Source organism: Herbihabitans rhizosphaerae, assembly GCF_004216555.1.
Taxonomy (GTDB): Bacteria; Actinomycetota; Actinomycetes; order Mycobacteriales; family Pseudonocardiaceae; genus Herbihabitans; species Herbihabitans rhizosphaerae.
The window spans coordinates 58,263-73,651 of record NZ_SGWQ01000018.1 but is presented as its reverse complement, the minus strand read 5'-3'; the positions used below and the strand labels follow the sequence as shown (position 1 = coordinate 73,651).

Sequence of the window (15,389 nt, the reverse complement as noted above, 5' to 3'; positions counted from 1 at the left end):
CCCCCGAGAGCCGGAGGCGCAGCATGACTCAACTCGACGATCTCGAGCACGGCACCCCGTTCGTCGACCGGCACATCGGTCCCCGGGCCGCCGAGCTGAGCACGATCTTGGACGCGGTCGGTGTCGCCTCGCTCGACGAGCTGGCCACCCGCACCGTGCCGGCGTCGATCCTCGCCGAGGGCAACCCGGTCGAGCTGCCGGTGCCGGCCACCGAGGCCGAGGCGCTCGCCGAGTTGCGGGAGCTGGCCGCCAGCAACAGTCCGCTGGTGCAGATGATCGGCTTGGGCTACCACGGCACCGTCACGCCGCCGGTGATCCGCCGCAACGTGCTGGAGAGCCCGGCCTGGTACACGGCCTACACGCCGTACCAGCCGGAGATCTCGCAGGGGCGGCTCGAGGCGTTGCTGAACTTCCAGACGATGGTGGCCGATCTGTCCGGCCTGCCGGTAGCCAACGCGTCGATGTTGGACGAGGGCACCGCCGCGGCCGAGGCGATGACGCTCATTCGTCGGTCCGGCCGGGCTGGGAAGTCCATGGCGACCCGGTTCGTGGTGGACGCGGACACGCTGCCGCAGACGATCGCCGTGATCGAGACGCGCGCGGAGCCGCTGGGCATCGAGGTGGTCGTCGCCGATCTCGACGGCGGGTTGCCGGACGGCGAGTTCTTCGGCGTGCTGCTGGCCTACCCTGGCGCGTCCGGCGCGGTTCGTGATCACGAGCGGCTGATCGCGGCCGCTCATGAGCGCGGCGCGAAGGTGGCCGTGGCGGCCGACCCGCTGGCGCTGACCGTGCTGCGCTCGCCCGGCGAGATCGGCGCGGACATCGTGGTCGGCTCGACGCAGCGGTTCGGCGTGCCGATGGGCTTCGGCGGTCCGCACGCCGGCTACATCGCGGTGGGCAAGGGCCTGGAGCGGCAGCTGCCCGGCCGGCTTGTCGGCGTGAGCACCGACGCGGACGGTGCGCGGGCGTACCGGCTCGCACTGCAGACCCGTGAGCAGCACATCCGCCGCGAGAAGGCCACCTCCAACATCTGCACCGCGCAGGTGTTGCTGGCGGTGATCGCGTCGATGTACGCGGTGTACCACGGGCCGGAGGGGCTGCGCGCGATCGCGACCAAGGCGCACCGGATGGCGGCGGTGCTCGGCGCCGGTCTGCGTGCCGGCGGCGTGGAGATCGTGCACGAGAACTTCTTCGATACCGTGCTCGCCCGGGTGCCTGGGCGGGCCGCCGACGTGGTGACCGCGGCCCGTGAGCTGGGCGTGAACCTGCGGCTGGCCGATGCCGACCATGTCGGGATCTCCTGCGACGAGACCACCACGCGCGCACACCTTTCCCTTGTGTGGCAAGCATTCGACGTCACCGTGTCCGATGTGGACGGTCTGGACGAGTCCACTGTGGACGCGGTGCCGGCCGGGCTGGTGCGCACCAGCGAGTACCTGACGCACCCGGTGTTCCACACGCACCGCTCCGAGACCGCGCTGCTGCGCTACCTGCGCGCGCTGTCGGACAAGGACGTGGCACTGGACCGCAGCATGATCCCGCTCGGCTCGTGCACGATGAAGCTGAACGCCACGGCCGAGATGGAGCCGATCACCTGGCCGGAGTTCGCGAACCTGCACCCGTTCGCGCCGGTCGAGGACGCGCCGGGCCTGCTGCGCATCGTGTCCGACCTGGAGGACTGGCTGGCGAAGATCACCGGCTACCACGCGGTCAGCCTGCAGCCGAACGCCGGCAGCCAGGGCGAGTTCGCCGGCCTGCTGGCGATCCGCGCGTACCACCGCGATCAGGGCAACGGTCAGCGCGACGTGTGCCTGATCCCGTCCAGCGCGCACGGCACGAACGCGGCCAGCGCGGTGATGGCCGGCATGCGGGTCGTCGTGGTGAAGTGCGACGAGGCCGGCAACATCGACATGGCGCACTTGAAGTCCACTGTGGACGATCACAGGGACGACCTGGCCGCGATCATGATCACCTACCCGTCCACGCACGGCGTGTACGAGGACACGGTGCGCGAGGTGTGCTCGCTGGTGCACCAGGCCGGCGGTCAGGTGTACGTGGACGGCGCGAACCTCAACGCGCTGATCGGGCTGGCGCGCTACGGCGAGTTCGGCTCCGACGTGTCGCACCTGAACCTGCACAAGACGTTCTGCATCCCGCACGGTGGTGGTGGCCCCGGCGTCGGCCCGATCGGTGTGCGCGAGCACCTTGCGCCGTTCCTGCCGAACCACCCGCTGCAGCCGACCGCCGGCCCGGAGACCGGGATCGGCCCGATCAGCGCGGCGCCGTGGGGCAGCGCGTCGATCTTGCCGATCTCCTGGGCGTACGTGCGGATGATGGGCGCCGACGGGCTGCGCAAGGCCACGCTGACCGCGGTCGCGTCGGCGAACTACGTGGCGCGCCGGCTGGGCGAGCACTACCCGGTGCTGTACACCGGCGAGGGCGGATTCGTCGCGCACGAGTGCATCCTGGATCTGCGCAAGATCACCGCGGACACCGGCGTGACCGTGGACGACGTGGCCAAGCGCCTCGCCGACTACGGCCTGCACGCGCCGACGATGTCCTTCCCGGTGGCCGGCACGCTGATGGTGGAGCCGACCGAGTCCGAGGACCTGGCCGAACTGGATCGCTTCTGCGACGCCATGATCGCGGTCAAGCGCGAGATCGACCGGGTGGAGTCGGGGGAGTGGCCGGCCGACGACAACCCGCTGCGCAACGCCCCGCACACGGCGATGTGCCTGACCGAGGAGTGGAAGCACCCGTACACGCGGCACGAGGCGGTGTTCCCGGCCGGCACGTCGGCGCCGAAGATCTGGCCGCCGGTACGCCGCATCGACGGTGCCAAGGGCGACCGGAATCTCGTGTGCTCCTGCCCGCCGCCGGAGGCGTTCGAGTAACCTCCGGCCCCGGCGCGCGACGGCTGGGGAGGCAGGCTTGAACAGCACGGTGTCGTTGGTGTCGGCCGTCGTCGCGGTGAGTGGTGCGGTGCTGACCGCCGTGCTGGGCGCGGTGTTCGAGCACCGGCGGCGGCGTGGTGACCGGGAGTACGAGCGGCGCGGGCTGGCCAGCCGGTACAGCGATCCGTTGCTGCGCGCCGCCGCGGCTCTGCATGCCCGGGTCGGCTGGTTTCTGGCGTGGCTCGACGGCAAGGAGACGGCCGCCGAGCGGGACGGCGACGCGAGCATTCTCCCGCTGGGAGAGCGCGGCGAGGACTATGCGCTCTTCGAGAGCCTGTTCCGGTTCGCCAACTACCTCGGCTGTGTCGAGATCATGCTGCAGGAGGTGCACTTCCTGGACCTCGGCAGCCGCAAGCGGAACAAGCGCCTGGCCGAGTTGCTCGCCGGGGTGCAGGTCGCGTTGTCCTATGACGGCGACGACCTTGGCCCGGTGTTCCAGTTGCGTGGTGGCGAGCAGCGGGCGATCGGGGAGACCGTGATCGAGCGCCCCGAGGCGGGTGAGGGACGGCCGCGCTGTCTGACCTACATCGCCTTTCGCGCGAAGTGGGACGACGAGCCCGGGTTCCGCCGTTGGCTGCAGCCGGTCTTGGAGGACATCAAGCGCACGATCGTCGAGCCGGCGGCCGTCAAGGGGCGCCTGCGCCGCCTCGACCATGCGTTGTCCGATTTGATCGACTTCCTCGATCCGAAGCACGTGCTGCTGCCGTTCTCACATGAGCGGGTCTCGTCCTAGTCCTGCCAGTAGAACAGCAGCGTGCTGACCGCGAGCGGATTGCGGTCGCCGAAGTAGTACACGTGCAGGCCGGTGAACACGGTGTCGCCGATCGTCGCGTCGATGTGCCGGAAACCGTTGTCCCGCAAGGCTTTCGTCACGCGGTTGTCGGTGGCGGCGAAGAACGGGCCGAGCGTGCTGATCGTGGCGCGCCCGGCGTCGGTGGCCACGGTGTGGTAGGTGCCGTCGCCCTGCTGGTGCTCGTCGTGGGCGGACACCGGCTCGCGCGGGTTGAGGCCGACGAGCGCCGCGATCGCCTGACGGAGGATCTCCTCCTCGTCCGGCGCGGTGGTCCGGTTCGACGCCGCTTCGATCAGCCACCGCGGATCGGTGTCGCGCTGGCCCGGCGTGTACTGGCGGACGATGGCCGCGCGCACGTCGTCCGGCACGGTCGGCAGCGGGATCGCCGGCCCGTCGACCGGCTCGCCGCGGCCGGCGAGTACGGCGAGCGCCCAGAGGCGACCGGGTCCGGTCGTCATCGCGCGCAGCTCGTCGTCGAAGCCCTCGCTGTCGACCAGGACGTCGTGGGCGGCCCGCGCGACCATCGTGACCGGGTCGGCGAGCGCCGGCGTGACGTCGCCGCCGTACAGGTGGGTCAGCCGGGTGCCGAGCAGCCGTTCGGTCGGCGACGCGCCGCCGGTCATCAGCTCCTCGGGCGACGACGCGCCGAGCGGCGCGAGCACCGCCGGCAACCCGCGGACGTCGATGACCGCGTCGAGCAACTGTTCTCCGACGGTACGGCGGTGTGTCCACGCGTCGGCCGCCAACACGACCAGGGCCGGCACATCGGGACCGTCGAGGATCGTGCGCGCGATCGCGCCGTTGAGATCGCTCTCCGCCAGTGCGGCACGACGGCCGGCGGGCACCCGGTCGAGCAGCGCACACGCGCATTTCTCCCGCACCCAGCGCCGCTCGGACCGGTCGAGCACGATGTCTGCGAGCGTCTCCGCGGGAACGCCCGCCAATCGTTTCGCCAGGTCGGGAACGAAGATCCGGACCGAGACCAGTGCGGCCAGCTGATCGTCCACGGCCGGTCAGGCTACGGGCTTGATCGCCTTCAGCGCGATGTCCAAGTCGGTCGGCGCGATCCCGAACGTGCTCGTGGTGGACGACGCGTCCAGCGAGAACGGCTTGGCCCACTGGTACCGCGTGGTGCGCAGTTCCCGCACGAACGGGTCGAACAGGCCGTAGACCGACAGGACCAGGGCGGGAATCGAGGCGAGCTTGGGCTTGGGCGCGCCGATCACCTCGGTGAACCGCTCGGCGATCTGCCGGATGGTCATCGGCTCGTTGCTCGGCACCAGCCACGCCTTGTTCAAGCCGCGCTCGTCGCCGGCGACGGTCACCATTGTGCGCGCCATGTCGGCGATCGCGGTGAAGCTGTGCGGCACGTCCAGCGGGGTGGGCACGAGCCCGCGTTTGCCCGCGCGCAGCGGCTTGTCCAGCATGAACGTGAAGATCGAGTTCGCCTCGATGTAGTCGCTGCCGCGCACCTCGGTCACCGCGCGGATGCGGCCGGACTCGGCGGCGGCCAGCGCGTCGCGCCACATGTCCGCGCGCAGCTTCAGCTTCGGGTGCGTGGCGGCCAGGGGAGTGTCGTCGGTGATCGGGCCGTCCACCTCACCGTAGCCGTACAGATTGCCGGTGATCGCGTACACGGCGCCGCTGCGCTCGGCGGCGGTGAGCAGTGCCGCGGCCAGCGGCGGCCAGTCGGTCAGCCAGCGGTGGTACTCCGGGTTGAGGCAGTTGTAGAGGACTGCCGCTCCCTCGGCGATCTGGCTGAGACGGTCGGCGTCGGTGGCGTCGGCCGCGACCCGCTTGACGTTCTGGTGGTCCGGTCCGCTGCCGCTCCGGCTGACGATCGTGACCTGCTCGCCGCGCTCGGCGAGCAGGGTGGCGGTGGCCGAGCCGACGGCGCCGGCTCCGACGATGACGTGTGATGCCATGGGGGTTCCTTCCGGGATGGAGAGCACTTATGCGATTAGAGAGCACTGCTCTCGTTTCGTACCCATGTTCACCCGAGCGCTGCTCGCTGTCAAGAGCACTGCTCTCGTTTGTGTCATACTGCTCTCCATGACGGAAAGGACAACAGGCTCGATCCGCGCCCGGGTTCGCGCCGAGATGCTCGACGAGATCAAGGCGGCCGCCCGCAAGCAGCTCGCCACCGACGGCGCGAGCCTGTCGCTGCGCGCGGTCGCCAGAGACATGGGCATGGCGTCGTCCGCGATCTACCGGTATTTCCCGAGTCGGGACGACCTGCTCACCGCGCTGATCATCGAGGCGTACGACTCGCTTGCCGACGCGGCGGAGGACTCAGAGGCGGAGGTGGACCGCGCCGACCTGGTCGGCAGATGGCTCGCCGTGGCGCACGGCCTGCGCAACTGGGCGCTGGACCGGCCGCACGAGTACGCGCTGATCTACGGCAGCCCGGTGCCCGGATACGCCGCGCCGGAGGACACGATCGAGCCGTCCACCCGTCCGGTGCTGCTGATCGGCACGATTCTCACCGACGCCAAGACGGCGGGCCGGCTGGAGGAGGAGAGCCTGCCGACGCGGACGCCGGCGCCGCTCGTGATGGAGATCAGGGAAGCCGCGCGGGTCGTGAACGCGGCCGTTGGTGAAGCTGAGATGGCACGAGCCCTGATCGCGTGGACGGAGCTGTTCGGCGCGATCAGCTTCGAGATCTTCGGTCGGCTGAACAACGTGATCGACCAGCGGTTCGCCTGGTTCGACCACCAGATGCGCGCGATGGCCGGGTTCGTGGGCCTGCGATGAGTACGCGACTGATCCTGGGGCTGGTGTCGTCGGCCTGCTACGGCGTCGACACCCGGCTGCGGCGCGAGTTGGCCGAGCCCGCCGCGGCGCGCGGGTGGCGGCTGGCGATCACGCTGACGCCCACGGCGACCCGCTGGCTGTCCGCGAACGGTGAGTTGGACCGGCTGGCCGAGCTGACCGATCTCCCGGTGCGCAGCGAGCCTCGGCTGCCGAGTGAACCGAAGCCGTACCGCACGCCGGACGCGTTCGTGTTCGCACCGGCGTCGGCGAACTCGGTGGCCAAGCTCGCGCTCGGCATCGCGGACAACCAGGCGCTCACCGCGTTGATGGAAGCCGTTGGGGCGCAAGGAATTCCGGTGGTCGTGCGGCCGCAGGCGGACCCGGCCCAGCGCGGTCATCCGGCGTGGCGGCGGCACCTGGTGACACTGCGTGAGGCCGGCGTGTACCTCGACGACGGCGCGCCGGAGGATTCGTGGGAGTCTTCGCTGGACGTGGTGGGCTCGCTGGTGGGAGGAATCGGGTGACCCGGATCGCGGTGATCGGCATGGGCGGCACGATCGCGATGACGGCGGCACCGGGCGGGGGCGTCGCGCCGGCGCTGAGTGCCGAGGACCTGATCGCCGCCGTGCCGGGCCTGGACGCGCTGGACGTGGAGATCGCCGCGTGCTCGCTGAGGTCGTTGCCGAGCCCGTCGGTGTCGTTCGCCGATCTCGTCGCGCTGGCCCATGCGGTGGAGTCCGAAGTGGACGGTGGTGCCGACGGTGTGGTGATCACACACGGTACGGACACCATCGAGGAGACCGCGTACTTCCTCGACGTGGCAACGGATTTCGACGTTCCGGTGGTGCTCACCGGCGCGATGCGGCACCCGATCTCGGCCGGTGCGGACGGGCCGGCCAACCTGTACGCGGCGGTCCGGGTGGCCGCCGAGCCGGCCGCGCGCGGGCTCGGCGCGCTGGTCGTGATGTCCGACGAGGTGCACGGCGCGCGGTTCGTGCGCAAGACACATACCAGCTCCACGGCCGCGTTCGTGTCACCTGGATTCGGGCCACTCGGGCTGCTCGTGGAAGGTGAGCCCCGCTTCCGCCCCACCCCGCGCGCGCCGCTGACCGTGCCGGTGGGGGAGAAGACGGCCGACCTTCGGGTAGGTCTGGTGACCGTGACCATCGGTGACGACGGGCGGCTGTTGCGGCACGCCGGCGAGATCTTCGACGGCGTGGTGCTGGCCGGCCTCGGCGCGGGTCACGTCCCGGCCGACATGGTGCCGATCGTCGCCCAGTGCGCCGATCGAGTACCGGTCGTACTGGCCTCGCGGACCGGATCGGGTTCGGTGCTACGCGCGACGTACGGGTACGCCGGCGCCGAGCTCGACCTGCTCGACCGGGGCCTGATCCACGCCGGCTTCCTCGACCCGGCCAAGGCGCGCGTGCTGCTGCAACTGTTGCTGGCCAACGCATCCAGCCGCTCCGGGATCACCGACGCCTTCGCCACCTACCGCTGAGGCGGATACCGCCGAAGGTCGCTACCGGACCCGGCGTGCTGATCTTTACCGTGTGTGTGGGCGTGAACGCTTCGGGTAAGGGAGCTGTGTCGTGGACGCGAGTTCGAAACGGATCGCACTGAGCTACGCGGCGGTGCCCCTCGCCAAGGCAGAACTGCTCAACCAGGCCCCGGGGCTGGACGCCTATCACGGCTTCCACATCCATCAGGTGGGCGAGTGCGTCGCCCCGTTCACCTCGGCCGGGCCGCACTGGAGCCTCGATTCTCAAGCACGCCACGGCAAGCACACCGGGGACATGCCGCCGGTACTCGTCTCCGGCGACGGCACGGCCCGGGTGGTCTTCGAGTCGCACCGGTTCAACCTCGACCAGATGCTCGACCAGGACGGCTCGGCGATCATCCTGCACAACGGCCCGGACAACCTGGCCAACGTGCCGATCGAGGACGTCAAGTACGCCGATCCGCGCGACTGGTACAACGCGCCAAAGGGCACTGCGGCCACTGGTGACGCCGGCGACCGCTACGCGTGCGGCGCGGTCAAGAAGGAGTAGCCAACGCGGCGCGAAGCAGCGCACATGGCCTCACTAGACTCCGCCATCATGGCCAGCAAGCCGATGATCGCGCCCAGCATCCTGTCCGCCGACTTCGCGCGCCTCGCCGACGAGGTCGCCGCCGTCGAGGGGTCCGACTGGATCCACGTCGACGTCATGGACGCGCATTTCGTCCCGAATCTGACCCTCGGCCTGCCCGTGGTCAAGTCCCTGCTGAAGGTGACCGACATCCCGCTCGACTGTCACCTCATGATCGAGAACCCGGACAAGTGGGCTATCGGGTACGCCGAGGCCGGCGCGTACAACGTGACCGTCCACGTCGAGGCCGCCGCCGACCCGATCGCGCTGGCGAAGAACCTGCACGCGGCGGGCGCCAAGGCCGGCCTGTCGATCAAGCCGGGCACCCCGCTCGAGCCGCACCTCGAGACCCTCAAGCACTACGACACGCTGCTGGTCATGTCCGTCGAGCCGGGCTTCGGCGGCCAGTCGTTCATGGCCGAGGTGCTGGACAAGGTGCGCGCCGCGCGCAACCTCGTGGACACCGGCCACCTCAAGCTCCTGGTGGAGATCGACGGCGGGATCAACGCCGACACGATCGAACAGGCCGCCGAGGCCGGCGTGGACTGCTTCGTCGCCGGGTCCGCGGTGTACGGCGCGGACGACCCCGGCAAGGCGGTCCAGGCGCTGCGCGAGCAGGCTGACGCGGTCCGCGGGTGAACGGCGAGCTGGTCGATCTCCAGGCCGCGATGGCGGCCGCGATCGAAACCAGCCATGAGGCGTGGGGCCGCACCAGCCCGAACCCACCGGTCGGCTGCGTCGTACTGGACGCCGACGGTGTCATGGTCGGCGCCGGTCCGACCGAACCACCGGGCGGGCCGCACGCCGAGGTGATCGCGCTGCGGGCGGCGGGCGAACGGGCGCGCGGCGGCACAGCCGTGGTGACGCTGGAGCCGTGCGCGCACACCGGCCGCACGCCGCCGTGCACCGAGGCGCTGATCGAGGCCGGCGTCGCCCGAGTCGTCTACAGCGTCGAGGACCCGAACCCCAAGGCCGCCGGCGGTGCGGCCGTGCTGACCGAGGCCGGCATCGCGGTCGAGTCGGGATTGCTTGCGACACAAGCGAAGCGCGGTCCGCTGCGGGCGTGGCTGCACTCCATGCGCACCGGCCGGCCGCACGTCACCTGGAAGTTCGCGTCCACAGTGGACGGACGGGTGGCCGCGGCGGACGGCACCAGCCGGTGGATCAGTGGCGAGGAGTCCCGCGCCGAGGTGCACGAGCTGCGCCGGCACATGGACGCGATCATGGTCGGGCTCGGCACGGTGGCCACCGACGACCCCCAGCTGACCGCGCGGGCGGCGGACGGATCGCTCGCCGACCGTCAGCCGCTGCGGGTAATCGTGGGGCGCGGCGAGATCCCGCCCGGCGCGCGGGTGCTGGACACCGACGCCGAAACACTGCACCTGCGCACCAACGATCCTGACGAGGTGCTCGACGAACTCGGCAAGTGCGGTGTGGTCGACGTGCTGCTGGAGGGCGGTCCGCGGCTGGCCGGTGCGTTCGTGCGCGCGGGGGCGGTGCACCGGGTGCTCGCCTACATCGCGCCGAAGCTGCTCGGTGACGGATCGTCGCCACTGGTGGACACGGGAATGTCCTCGATCACACAGGCGCTGAGTCTGGACGTCGAAGAGGTCACGATGAGCGGATCGGACGTGCGGATCTCAGCCGTGCCCGCCGGCACTGGAGGCACAAGCACAGCACCTCGGGAGGCGTGAGTGTTCACCGGAATCGTGGAGGAGCGCGGCGAGGTGGTGGCCGTCGAGCCGCTGACCGACGCCGCGCGGTTCACCGTGCGCGGGCCGCTGGTCACCGAGGACGCCAAGCACGGCGACTCGATCGCGGTCAACGGGGTGTGCCTGACCGTGGTGGACGTCGTGGACGGCGCGTTCACCGCGGACGTCATGGCGGAGACCCTCAAGCGCAGCGGCCTCGGCAAGCTCGGTCAGGGCGACCCGGTGAACCTGGAGCGTGCCGCGGCGGTGGGCGACCGGCTCGGCGGGCACATCGTGCAGGGCCACGTCGACGGCACCGGGGTGATCCGGTCCCGCGAGCCGTCCGCCCACTGGGAGGTCGTGCAGATCGCGCTACCGCCAGAGCTGTCCCGGTACGTCGCGGAGAAGGGCTCGATCGCGGTGGACGGCGTGTCGCTGACCGTGGTGTCGGTGGACGACGACGGGTTCGCCGTCAGTTTGATTCCGACCACGCTCGATCTCACGACGCTCGGGGTGCGCCAACCGGGTGATGTTGTCAACATCGAGGTGGACGTGATCGCCAAGTACGTCGAGCGGCTCACCCTCACGGGAACGCGCGACAATGGTGGCGTGGAGGAGGCCCGATGAGCGACATCGAGGGCATCGAGCGCGCGATCGCCGACATCGCGGCGGGCCGGCCCGTGGTCGTGGTGGACGACGAGGACCGGGAGAACGAGGGCGACCTGATCTTCGCCGCTGAGAAGGCCACGCCCGAACTGTTGGCGTTCATGGTCCGCTACACGTCCGGATACGTCTGCGTGTCGCTGACCGAGGCCGACTGCGACCGGCTCGACCTGCCGCCGATGTACCACACCAACCAGGATCAACGCGGCACCGCGTACACCGTGACCGTCGACGCGGCGGACGGGATCAGCACCGGCATCTCCGCCGCCGACCGCTGCCACACGATCCGGCTGCTCGCCGACCCGAAGTCCAACGCGAACGACTTCCGCCGTCCGGGGCACGTGGTTCCGTTGCGCGCCAAGGAAGGCGGGGTGCTCCGGCGTCCCGGCCACACCGAGGCCGGGGTGGATCTGGCGCGGATGGCCGGCCTGCACCCGGCCGGCGTGCTGTGCGAGATCGTGTCCCAGAAGGACGAGGGCGACATGGCCCGGCGCGACGAGCTGGAGGTGTTCGCCGCCGACCACGACCTGCAGCTGATCACGATCGCCGACCTGATCGCCTACCGCAGGCGCACCGAGAAGCAGGTGGTGCGAGTCGCGGAGGCGCGCATCCCCACCGCGCACGGCGAGTTCCGGGCGGTCGGTTTCGACAGCACGCTGGACGGCATCGAGCACATCGCGCTGGTCTACGGCGAGATCGGCGACGGCAAGGACGTGCTCGTTCGGGTGCACTCCGAGTGCCTCACCGGCGACGTGTTCGGCTCGCTGCGCTGCGACTGCGGCCCGCAGCTGGACGCCGCGCTGGGCGCGGTGGCCGCCGAGGGGCGGGGCGTGGTGCTCTACGTGCGCGGGCACGAGGGGCGCGGCATCGGGCTGATGCACAAGCTGCAGGCCTACCAGCTGCAGGACGACGGGCACGACACGGTCGACGCGAACATCGCGCTCGGCGTGCCGGCCGACGCGCGCGACTACGGCACCGGTGCGCAGATCCTGGTCGACCTCGGCGTACGCACGATGCGCCTGCTCACCAACAACCCGGCCAAGCGGGTCGGGTTGGAGGGCTATGGATTGACGATCGTGGACCGGGTGAAGCTGCCGGTGCACGCGAACCCGGAGAATCTGCGGTACCTGCGGACCAAGCGGGACCGGATGGGGCACGAGCTGGCCGAACTGGAGGGGCACGAGCATGAGCGGTGAGGGACGGCCGGACATCGCGGTCCCCGAATGCGAGGACCTGCGGCTCGGCATCGCGGCGACCAGGTGGCACGACACGATCACCGGGACGCTGCTGGAGCGGGCGCTGGTCGCGGCGCGCAAGGCCGGCATCGCCGAGCCGACCGTCGTGCGGGTGCCGGGGGCGGTCGAGCTGCCGGTCGCCTGCCAGGCGCTGGCCCGGCACCACGACGCGGTGGTCGCCCTCGGCGTCGTGATCAGGGGCGGCACTCCGCACTTCGAGTACGTGTGCGACGCGGTCACCGCCGGTCTGACCCGGGTGGCACTCGACGAGTCGACGCCGGTCGGTAACGGCGTGCTCACCTGTGACACCGAGGAGCAGGCGCTGGCTCGCTGCGGGCTGCCGGACTCGATCGAGGACAAGGGGTTCGAGGCGTGCGTGGCCGCGCTGGAGACGGCGCTCGTGGTGCGCGGGCTGCGGCACCCGTGGACGGAGAAGGGCTTCTCGTGAGTACGGCGACACGGTTCCAGGTGCGGCCGAAGAAGGTGCGGATCGTGGCCGGCATCGGCGCGGTGGTGCTGGTCGCGGCGTTCACGATCGTGGCGATCCTGCTGCGCAACTCACCGACCGGGGTGATCTTCCGGACGACGGACCAGATCGCGATGGTCGCCGTCGGCGTGCTGCTCGGTGCCGGCGCGATGCTGTTCGCGCGGCCGCGTGTGCGCGCCGACGCGGACGGCGTGGACGTGCGGAACATGTTGGGGGACAAGCGTTTCAACTGGGACGACGTGGAGCACGTGTCCTTTCCGGACGGTTCGGCCTGGGCGCGGCTGGAGCTGCCGGACGACGAGTACGTCCCGGTGATGGCGATCCAGGCGATCGACGGCGAGCGGGCCGTGCTGGCCATGCGTGAACTGCGCCGGCTGCACAGGGAGCACGAATCTCGTTGAACCCTGCGGGCCTCGGACACGTAGTGCAGGGTGTAACCACCCGAACGTGACCCATCGCGGAGGCCCGTTTTGCCTGCCAAACCCACCACTGGCGAACCCACCACCACGAACCGCCCGCGCCGTGACGTCCTGTGCGGTCTCGCCGTCGCGCTGATCGCACCAGGTGCGCTCGCCGCCTGCAGCGACAACAGCACGCCGTCCGGCGGCAACACGCCCAGCCCGACCGGGGGAGGCTCGCCGACCGGCGGTGGCACGGCAGGCGTGCTCTCGCCGCTCGCCGCGATCCCGGAGGGCGGCGGCAGGCTGGTCGACCAGTCCGACGGCACTCAGCTGCTGCTCGTGCGGCCCAGCGCGAACGAGGTGAAGGCGTTCGACCCGAAGTGCACGCACCAGGGCGTGCCGGTCAACCCGCCGTCGAACGGCGTGATCACCTGCCCGCAGCACGGCAGCCAGTTCGACGGCAAGACCGGCGCCACCCGCAAGGGGCCGGCCACCCGTCCGCTGCGCGAGGTCGCCGTGAAGGTCGACGGCCAGAACGTCGTGCTCGCTTGACGCGTACTTTTGCGGGATAAAGTACGCATGCACAAATCGCGGCGACTGTCAAGATGTGCACAAATGGTAGCGTACCGTAGTCGCCGAAGAGGTGGCTCACGAGGCAAAAGCTGTTGTGCCGCAGGGGATATCGCCGCAATTGAGCGCTGGCGCGCGATCGCGTGACATTCACTGTGCGTAGCGCACGTGGCGTACTTTAGCGGGCTAAAGTCCGTCGAGCGTCAGGTCGGCGGGTAGCGGTCGTACCAGTCCACTGTGGACGGCGGGTTGGTGCTGAGCTCGGCGAGCGCGTCGAGGGTGATCCGCTCGGTCACGTCGCGCAGTTCGAGCTCGGCCAGCCACGCCGGTGGGATCGCGTCCGGTCCGTGGATCGCGCCGAGAAGGTTGCCGCAGACCGCCCCGGTGGAGTCGCTGTCACCGGAATGGTTGACCGACAGCAGCAGCCCGTCGCGCAGGTCCTCCGCGACCAGTGCGGCGCACACCGCGACGGCGAGCGCCTCCTCGCCGACCCAGCCGCGCCCGACCTTCTCGTTCAACACCTCGGGGGTCGGCCGGCCGCGGTCGGCCACTTTCAACGCGGCGACCAACGCGGCGTCGGTCTCCTCGTGGTCCGGCCACCGGGTGAGCTGCCCGCGCGCCTCGGCCACCGCGTCGCGCAGCTCGCCGCCGTCGTACAGGCACCGCATGATCACCGCGAACGCGCCGGCCGACAGGTAGCCGCTCGGATGGCTGTGGGTGAGCGCTCCGGAGTCGACGGCCAGGTCGAAGACCACCGCGGAATCGTTGGAGCACAAGGCGATCGGTGCCGCGCGCATCACCGCGCCGCACCCTTTCGAATCGTTGAGCCGGTGCCGCGGCGTGCCGCTCGGCGTGCCGGCCGCGAACCCCTTCAGCGCGGTCATCACGGTCGCGCCGGGGGAGCGCGCACTGAACAGGCCGCGGTTGGTGATCAGCCAGCCGTCCGGCCGCGGCCCGGTCGCGAACACGCCGCCGGCGCGCTCCCACGGCGGACCCTGCGTGTGATACCAGCGCTGGTACGCGTGCTGCATGGCCGGCACGAACGCCAGCCCGCTGCCCAGCCGCTGCGCCGCGCTCAGCCGGATCAAAGCCTCCAGCGTGAACAGCGTCATCTGCGTGTCGTCGGTGATCGTGCCGCGTCCGCCGTACTCCTCGGAGAGGTCGGTCAGCCCGTCCGGCCCGTGGTCTCGCCTGATCGAGTCGATCAGCAGGAACTCGATCGGCGCGCCCAGCGCGTCACCGACCGCGCCGGCCAGCATCGAACCGAGCACGCGGTCACCGAATCTCACCAGGCGTCCTCGTTGGTGACCGTGGTCTGCGCCTCGACGCTCTCCTCGTACTCACGCCGGCGCCGAGGCGGTGGCGGCGGTGCGGGCGGCTCGGCGGCGGGCTCCGGGTTCGCGATCGCGTTCAGCGCTCGCGTCGCGGTGTCCTCCGACGACACGATCTTGGCGGCGGCCGTGCGCCGCGCCGACCGGGTCAGCTCCATGATCCGCTCGGCCAGCGCGTCGCCGGACTGGCGCATCGCCGCGTCGGTGATGCGCAGCTCGGACAGCGCGCCGTTCGGCTGCACGGTGACGGTCACCGACCCGTCCGCGGACGCCTCGGTCGTGCCGGCGCCGGTCATGCTCTCCTCGAACCGTGCCGCCTTCGCCTCGACGTCGGCGATCTTGGCCTCGAAGTCCGAGAGCCACTGCTCGGGCGTCACCCGG

The 15,389-nt window shown here is 70.7% G+C and carries 17 protein-coding genes; 13 read left to right on the top strand and 4 right to left on the bottom strand.

Features of this window, described 5'->3' with window-relative positions:
• Positions 1 to 23 precede the first annotated feature (23 nt).
• Both gcvP and EV193_RS31990 read left to right on the top strand, forming a co-directional pair.
• Positions 24 to 2,894, top strand: coding sequence for an aminomethyl-transferring glycine dehydrogenase (gcvP, locus tag EV193_RS31995; protein ID WP_130348703.1), 2,871 nt, complete (start codon positions 24 to 26; stop codon positions 2,892 to 2,894).
• Between the two features lie 37 nt (positions 2,895 to 2,931).
• Complete coding sequence (locus EV193_RS31990) at positions 2,932 to 3,687, top strand: hypothetical protein (protein WP_130348702.1); 756 nt, start codon at positions 2,932 to 2,934, stop codon at positions 3,685 to 3,687.
• On the opposite strand, the gene EV193_RS31985 is transcribed toward EV193_RS31990, so the two are convergent.
• The gene (locus EV193_RS31985) at positions 3,684 to 4,754 is read right to left on the bottom strand and encodes a hypothetical protein (RefSeq protein ID WP_130348701.1); all 1,071 of its coding nucleotides are present in this window, start codon (positions 4,752 to 4,754) and stop codon (positions 3,684 to 3,686) included. The two genes, EV193_RS31990 and EV193_RS31985, sit on opposite strands and share 4 nt — an antisense overlap.
• A 6-nt stretch (positions 4,755 to 4,760) precedes the next feature.
• A complete protein-coding gene (locus tag EV193_RS31980) occupies positions 4,761 to 5,672 on the bottom strand; it encodes a saccharopine dehydrogenase NADP-binding domain-containing protein (protein WP_130348700.1) in 912 nt (303 codons plus the stop codon).
• A 127-nt stretch (positions 5,673 to 5,799) separates the two neighbouring features.
• Between EV193_RS31980 and EV193_RS31975 the strand changes: the two genes are divergently transcribed.
• From EV193_RS31975 to EV193_RS31925, 11 genes are all read left to right on the top strand, one after another.
• Positions 5,800 to 6,501 carry a TetR/AcrR family transcriptional regulator gene (locus tag EV193_RS31975; RefSeq protein WP_130348699.1) on the top strand — a complete coding sequence of 234 codons (702 nt, stop codon included), beginning with the start codon at positions 5,800 to 5,802 and terminating at the stop codon, positions 6,499 to 6,501.
• A complete protein-coding gene (locus EV193_RS31970; protein ID WP_130348698.1) occupies positions 6,498 to 7,025 on the top strand; it encodes a flavoprotein in 528 nt (175 codons plus the stop codon). The genes EV193_RS31975 and EV193_RS31970 overlap by 4 nt, the downstream gene beginning before the upstream one ends.
• Positions 7,022 to 8,002 (top strand): asparaginase, encoded by a 981-nt coding sequence (locus EV193_RS31965; protein ID WP_242613821.1) that lies wholly within the window; start codon positions 7,022 to 7,024, stop codon positions 8,000 to 8,002. Before EV193_RS31970 ends, EV193_RS31965 begins: the two co-directional genes overlap by 4 nt.
• 91 nt (positions 8,003 to 8,093) lie before the next feature.
• Positions 8,094 to 8,552, top strand: coding sequence for a superoxide dismutase family protein (locus EV193_RS31960; protein ID WP_130348697.1), 459 nt, complete (start codon positions 8,094 to 8,096; stop codon positions 8,550 to 8,552).
• A gap of 63 nt (positions 8,553 to 8,615) precedes the next feature.
• Complete coding sequence (rpe, locus tag EV193_RS31955; RefSeq protein WP_130348729.1) at positions 8,616 to 9,269, top strand: ribulose-phosphate 3-epimerase; 654 nt, start codon at positions 8,616 to 8,618, stop codon at positions 9,267 to 9,269.
• 29 nt (positions 9,270 to 9,298) lie between these two features.
• Positions 9,299 to 10,324, top strand: coding sequence for a bifunctional diaminohydroxyphosphoribosylaminopyrimidine deaminase/5-amino-6-(5-phosphoribosylamino)uracil reductase RibD (gene ribD / locus EV193_RS31950; protein WP_130348730.1), 1,026 nt, complete (start codon positions 9,299 to 9,301; stop codon positions 10,322 to 10,324).
• Positions 10,325 to 10,948 carry a riboflavin synthase gene (locus tag EV193_RS31945; RefSeq protein ID WP_130348696.1) on the top strand — a complete coding sequence of 208 codons (624 nt, stop codon included), beginning with the start codon at positions 10,325 to 10,327 and terminating at the stop codon, positions 10,946 to 10,948. It abuts the gene before it with no gap.
• Positions 10,945 to 12,180 carry a bifunctional 3,4-dihydroxy-2-butanone-4-phosphate synthase/GTP cyclohydrolase II gene (locus tag EV193_RS31940; protein ID WP_130348695.1) on the top strand — a complete coding sequence of 412 codons (1,236 nt, stop codon included), beginning with the start codon at positions 10,945 to 10,947 and terminating at the stop codon, positions 12,178 to 12,180. Before EV193_RS31945 ends, EV193_RS31940 begins: the two co-directional genes overlap by 4 nt.
• Positions 12,170 to 12,667: a 6,7-dimethyl-8-ribityllumazine synthase gene (ribH, locus tag EV193_RS31935; RefSeq protein WP_130348694.1), complete on the top strand. Its 498-nt coding sequence runs from the start codon at positions 12,170 to 12,172 to the stop codon at positions 12,665 to 12,667. Before EV193_RS31940 ends, ribH begins: the two co-directional genes overlap by 11 nt.
• Positions 12,668 to 12,687: 20 nt before the next feature.
• Positions 12,688 to 13,107 carry a PH domain-containing protein gene (locus tag EV193_RS31930; RefSeq protein ID WP_423202259.1) on the top strand — a complete coding sequence of 140 codons (420 nt, stop codon included), beginning with the start codon at positions 12,688 to 12,690 and terminating at the stop codon, positions 13,105 to 13,107.
• 69 nt (positions 13,108 to 13,176) lie between these two features.
• A complete protein-coding gene (locus EV193_RS31925; RefSeq protein WP_242613820.1) occupies positions 13,177 to 13,659 on the top strand; it encodes a Rieske (2Fe-2S) protein in 483 nt (160 codons plus the stop codon).
• A 221-nt stretch (positions 13,660 to 13,880) separates the two neighbouring features.
• Here the strand turns inward: EV193_RS31925 and EV193_RS31920 are convergent, their stop codons facing one another.
• The gene (locus EV193_RS31920) at positions 13,881 to 14,966 is read right to left on the bottom strand and encodes an ADP-ribosylglycohydrolase family protein (RefSeq protein WP_242613819.1); all 1,086 of its coding nucleotides are present in this window, start codon (positions 14,964 to 14,966) and stop codon (positions 13,881 to 13,883) included.
• A complete protein-coding gene (locus EV193_RS31915; protein WP_130348692.1) occupies positions 14,963 to 15,385 on the bottom strand; it encodes a YbaB/EbfC family nucleoid-associated protein in 423 nt (140 codons plus the stop codon). The genes EV193_RS31920 and EV193_RS31915 overlap by 4 nt, the downstream gene beginning before the upstream one ends.
• Positions 15,386 to 15,389: the final 4 nt, after the last annotated feature.

What these genes read in the sequence shown, in the direction of transcription:
- gcvP (WP_130348703.1), top strand. Translation starts at nt 24, where the DNA reads ATGACTCAACTCGACGATCTCGAGCACGGCACCCCGTTCGTCGACCGG.
- EV193_RS31980 (WP_130348700.1), bottom strand. Translation starts at nt 5,672, where the DNA reads ATGGCATCACACGTCATCGTCGGAGCCGGCGCCGTCGGCTCGGCCACC.
- EV193_RS31975 (WP_130348699.1), top strand. Translation starts at nt 5,800, where the DNA reads ATGACGGAAAGGACAACAGGCTCGATCCGCGCCCGGGTTCGCGCCGAG.
- EV193_RS31970 (WP_130348698.1), top strand. Translation starts at nt 6,498, where the DNA reads ATGAGTACGCGACTGATCCTGGGGCTGGTGTCGTCGGCCTGCTACGGC.
- rpe (WP_130348729.1), top strand. Translation starts at nt 8,616, where the DNA reads ATGATCGCGCCCAGCATCCTGTCCGCCGACTTCGCGCGCCTCGCCGAC.
- ribD (WP_130348730.1), top strand. Translation starts at nt 9,299, where the DNA reads ATGGCGGCCGCGATCGAAACCAGCCATGAGGCGTGGGGCCGCACCAGC.
- EV193_RS31940 (WP_130348695.1), top strand. Translation starts at nt 10,945, where the DNA reads ATGAGCGACATCGAGGGCATCGAGCGCGCGATCGCCGACATCGCGGCG.
- ribH (WP_130348694.1), top strand. Translation starts at nt 12,170, where the DNA reads ATGAGCGGTGAGGGACGGCCGGACATCGCGGTCCCCGAATGCGAGGAC.